Annotated in this window: 7 protein-coding genes; 1 reads left to right on the plus strand and 6 read right to left on the minus strand. The window is 31.7% G+C overall.

Annotated features, from left to right (window positions below):
* From BN350_RS21235 to rbr, 6 genes are all read right to left on the minus strand, one after another.
* Positions 1-739, minus strand: a 739-nt coding sequence (locus BN350_RS21235; protein WP_231385224.1) for a flotillin family protein, incomplete at its 3' end; no start/stop codon positions are given.
* Positions 740-862: 123 nt separating this feature from the next.
* The gene (locus BN350_RS18355) at positions 863-1,105 is read right to left on the minus strand and encodes a hypothetical protein (RefSeq protein ID WP_044600080.1); all 243 of its coding nucleotides are present in this window, start codon (positions 1,103-1,105) and stop codon (positions 863-865) included.
* Positions 1,099-1,695: a DUF1700 domain-containing protein gene (locus BN350_RS02900; protein WP_028042248.1), complete on the minus strand. Its 597-nt coding sequence runs from the start codon at positions 1,693-1,695 to the stop codon at positions 1,099-1,101. Before BN350_RS02900 ends, BN350_RS18355 begins: the two co-directional genes overlap by 7 nt.
* On the minus strand, positions 1,682-2,005 hold the full coding sequence (locus BN350_RS02905; RefSeq protein WP_028042249.1) for a PadR family transcriptional regulator: 324 nt from the start codon (positions 2,003-2,005) through the stop codon (positions 1,682-1,684). The genes BN350_RS02900 and BN350_RS02905 overlap by 14 nt, the downstream gene beginning before the upstream one ends.
* Positions 2,006-2,095: 90 nt before the next feature.
* The gene (locus tag BN350_RS02910; protein ID WP_028042250.1) at positions 2,096-3,466 is read right to left on the minus strand and encodes a sodium-dependent transporter; all 1,371 of its coding nucleotides are present in this window, start codon (positions 3,464-3,466) and stop codon (positions 2,096-2,098) included.
* Between the two features lie 104 nt (positions 3,467-3,570).
* Complete coding sequence (gene rbr / locus BN350_RS18360) at positions 3,571-4,224, minus strand: rubrerythrin (protein ID WP_028042251.1); 654 nt, start codon at positions 4,222-4,224, stop codon at positions 3,571-3,573.
* A gap of 358 nt (positions 4,225-4,582) precedes the next feature.
* On the opposite strand from rbr, the gene BN350_RS02920 reads away from it, so the two are divergent.
* Positions 4,583-5,061, plus strand: a 479-nt coding sequence (locus BN350_RS02920; protein WP_028042252.1) for an ECF transporter S component, incomplete at its 3' end; no start/stop codon positions are given.

Below are 5,061 nucleotides of genomic sequence, written 5' to 3' on the forward strand. Positions count from 1 at the left end.
CAGCTTTTTTAATAGCCAATTCATTATTCTTTTCAGCAATAATTGTTTCAGCTGCAATTTTAGCATCATTCGCTTCTTGAGATGCTTTAGCTTGAGCTTGAGCAATATCTCTTTCACTGACTGCACGAGAAATAGCAGCATTTTTTTGAATCTTAACAATATTGTCAACCCCTAGATTTTCAATAACTCCATTACCATCAACAAAGTTTTGAACATTAAATGAAACAATATCCAATCCCATCTTTGCTAAATCTGGTTCCGCATTTTCTTTAACCAGTTCAGCAAATTTTTGTCGATCAGAAACCATTTCCTCAAGATTCATACGTCCAACTATTTCACGCATATTTCCTTCCAAAACTTCTCTTGCCACATTAGCGATATATTCTACTGGTTTATTTAAGAAGTTTTGAGCTGCTAAATTTAATCGTGATGGCTCATCACTGATTTTGATATTCACGGCAGCATCAACATTGATATTGATATAATCAGCTGTTGGCACAGCATTAGATGTTTTCACATCAATCGGAATTAACTGTAAATTTAATTCATCTTTCTTTTCTAAGAAAGGAATTTTAATGCCTGCCTTCCCAATCAAAACCTTTGGTTCTTTTCTTAATCCTGAAATAATATAGGCTGTATCAGGTGATGCTTTTACATATCCTGTCACAATAATAACCAATACCAAAATAGCAATAAGCACGCCAATGACAACAGGTATATTTTCTAACAATAGTTCCATCTTTATCCCTCCATTACTATCATATATTTTATTTTATCATTGATGATATCTCTTTGGCAACAAATATCGACAAAATCCCGCTCTCCACAAATAAGAAAAAAACACTTGAAAAAATTCAAATGTTTACTTTCCTAATGGAATTTCAGAATACCCAGCAACCCCAATTCCATTAAAACTTACTCCTAATCCAAGATTATTTTTTTCATCAATATAAACAATACGATACCATTGATGAGGTCCTTCTTCTCTTAAATAATCTAAGCCATTTCCCATCGCAAATCCAATGCCACTTAACACAATCCCAATCACTAACATTAAACCAGCAACAATACCACCAATCTTATATAGTCCCTTATCTTTTAACATACAGCCCCTACCTTTCTCAATACCTTAATAGATACTTCTTTGATATATCCAGTCAGTTGTTTTGAATAATTAAATATACGTTTAGAAACAACATGTGTTAGAATGACACCAATAATTCCCATTGAACCAAAGATTGCACTTAATCCTAATTGTGTTATTCCTAAAGCTATAGAATGAACAAATAATGGAAATGCTCCAAAAATACCAACTATAAAACTTATCGTTCCAGCAAAAGCTAAACAACTTGTTACAATAGGTATACACCAAATCACAATATAAGCACTTAATAACAAGAGGACTCCGGCTGCCAATAATGAGCCCCATAATGGAAATCCCAAAACCAATAACACACCAATAAAAGCTGTACTCTTTTTAGAATGAGGCTTGATTTCAATAATATCATCTCCATGCATATTCAGTAAAATATCATCAATATTTCCCAACGATTGTATAGCCTCTTCCTCACTTATACCATCTTCAATCAAATCATTAATAATTTCATCATAATATTCAACAACCTGACAAACATATTCGTAACTCTCATTCCTTAACTTTCTTTTTAAAGAATCCATAAACTCATTTTTCTTCATTTTCTGATTCCTCCTTAATAAACTGATAAATTTTTTCAACTTCATTCCAACTCTTTAAAAACTCCTGAATTCTTTCGTTCCCTTGTACTGTGATCTTAAAATATTTTCTTAACCGTCCATTATGCTCTACAGAATATGTTTCTACATATTGATTAGCTTCTAATCTTTTTAAAATTGGATAAAGTGTTGATTCAGAAATATGAATACATTGACTTATATCTTTAATAATCTGATAGCCATATGAATCTTTTTTAATCAGACTCGCTAAAACACAATATTCTAGAAAACCTTTTTTGAGTTGTATTTCCATCTTAATACCCCCTAACACATAATACTATATATTACATAGTACTATGTGTCAAGAAGTATTTAAAATAAAAATAACAATTCCATAGAATTGTTATTTTGTAAAAAATGTCCAATATCCCTGTATAAATATAAAAATAATAATACAAGGCAAAATATACTTAAGATAAATACGTGTCCATCTTGGAAAACAAATACCTTCTCCCATATTTGCTTCTGCTAAAAAACGATCAAATCCCCAACCATATCTTGATGTACAAAAAATCAAATAAGCCAATGAACCTAGTGGAAGGAAATTATATGTTACTAAGAAATCTTCTAAATCCTGAATATATGTTCCTGCTCCAAACGGATTAAAATCACTAAAAACATTAAACCCTAGCGCACAAGGTAATGATAAAATTAAAATTAATATCAAATGAATAAGTACAGATTTTTTTCTTGACCAGTTAAAAAGATCCATTCCAAAAGAAATAATATTCTCAAATACAGCGACAATAGTAGACAAAGCAGCAAAACTCATAAAAACAAAAAACAAACATCCCCAAAGTTGTCCCATCCACATCTCATTAAAAATACTAGGTAAAGTAATAAAAACAAGACCAGGTCCACTTTCGGGATTCACACCAAATGCAAAACAAGCCGGAAAAATAATCAAACCTGAGCAAATTGCAACAATTGTATCTAACGTACAAACACTCAATGTTTCTCCAAACAAACGCCTCTCTTTTCCAATATAACTCCCAAAAATAGCAATCGCGCCAATTCCTAAACTGAGCGTAAAAAAAGCTTGCCCCATGGCTGCAAAGATAACTTCTAATAAGCCATATTGTGAAATTGAATCCAAATTTGGAATTAAATAAAATGATAAACCGGCCCCACCACCTGGCAAAGTCACTGCCCTAATTATTAAGACAACAATAATAACAAACAATGATGACATCATAATTTTTGTCATTTTCTCCACACCATTTTGCAATCCTAATGAACATATTCCAAAGGCTAGTGCAACGACAACAATCATCCAAAAAACCTGCATAAATGGATCTTGTAAAGATTGATTAAAGATATTTGTAACACCTTCAGGCGAAACTCCTTGAAATTCTCCATTCAGCATTTTAAAGAAATAAGCAATCATCCATCCACCAACTGTTGTATAAAACATCATTAGCATATAATTACCTGCAGATTGAAAATAACCAATATATTTCCACTTTGGCTTATTTGGCTCAATTGTTTCAAATGCTTTTACAGCACTTTTCTGACTTGCCCTTCCAACCGCAAATTCCATAGTCATAATAGGCGCACCTAAAATAACCAAAAACAGCAAATAAATCAAAACAAAAATAGCACCACCATATTGTCCTACAACATAAGGAAAACGCCAAACATTTCCTAAACCTATAGCACATCCCGCTGAAATCAAAATAAAACCTAAGCGTGATGAAAATTTCTCTCTTTCCATACTTTCCTCCCCTTTTTATGCTTTCTATAGTTTACAATAAAAATAAAAATATGTAAAAATATTGAGAAAAAGAAAAAGCGATGAGAAAATCTCATCACTTTTTATTAATAATTTTCAGCCATTCTTTCAAAGAATGCTTTTGGATACCCACAAGTTGGACATCTTTCTGGTGCTTCTTCACCTTCATAAATGAATCCACATTGACGACATTTCCATCCCTTAGGCGCATCACCTTTAAACGTTTTATCTTCTTTATAATTCTTTAATAATCTTAAATATCTTGCTTCATGTGATCTTTCAACTTTACCAACATTTTCAAACTTAATTGCTAAATCTTCAAACCCTTCTTCTCTTGCTTCTTTAGCCATTCTTGCATACATGTCAGTCCATTCTTCGTTTTCACCATCAGCAGCAGCTTGTAAGTTTTCATCAGTTGCTCCAATACCATGGAATTCAGAGAACCACATCTTTGCATGTTGTTTTTCCTGATTAGCAGTTTCTTCAAAAATCACAGCAATTTGTTCTAAACCTTCTTTTCTAGCCATTTCTGCGAAATAAGTGTATTTATTTCTTGCTTGAGATTCTCCAGCAAAAGCTTCCATTAAATTTTTTTCAGTTTTTGTACCAGCATATTTTGAATTTCTTTCTTCTTCTACTTTTTCAAATTGACTTGCTGGAACCTTACAAATTGGACATACTTCTGGAGGTGTATCTCCTTCATGTACATATCCACATACTTTACATACCCATTTTGCCATAATTTATATTTCCTCCTTCAATTTTTTATCTGTCTTTATTATACTACAAATTTTGGTAAAATCAAGAACTTTTTTAATAATAGTAATCATTACTGTTTATTTATTCCCTATTTATCAATGTTTTTTGTAATAAATTATTTTATATTTTTTCATGTGATATTTTTATGATATCATTATTAAAGATATCTTCTCTATATTTCTCTATAATATGAATTGTATTTTAAAATTCATCGTTGTATAATGGCGTTGTTAAGAGCGATATTTATAGTAATGACTTATATAGCGTTAACTTTATCTGTCTTTTAACAAATACAAAGAATGCGTCGTATTCATAATGAAACGACAGTGGAGGAAAAAAATGAATAAACAAAAAACAAAGAACCTTGCGTTCATGTCGCTTTTTATAGCGATAGAAATTCTCATGGTTATGATTCCTTTTTTAGGATTCATACCTGTTGGTCCCTTACGTGCTACTACTCTACACATTCCAGTCATTATTGCGGGAATTGTCTTAGGTAAAGAAAAAGGAGCAGGGATTGGATTGGTATTTGGCTTATCTAGTTTAGTCATGAATACTATTCAGCCAACAGTTACCTCTTTTGTTTTCTCACCATTTATCAGTGGTTCTATTCTTAGTGCAGTGATTGCTATTGTACCAAGAGTTCTTATTGGTTATGTGGCTGGATTGATTTATGAAAAAATCAAAAACAAAAATGAGATTCTTGCCATGACAGTCGGTTCTTTTTTAGGTGCCATGACAAATACAATTCTAGTACTTGGTGGTATTTATGTTATTTTTGGATCACAATATGCTAGTGCAATTGGTAAAGATTTATC

Source organism: Candidatus Stoquefichus massiliensis AP9, from assembly GCF_000455285.1.
Lineage (GTDB): Bacteria > Bacillota_I > Bacilli_A > Erysipelotrichales > Coprobacillaceae > Stoquefichus > Stoquefichus massiliensis.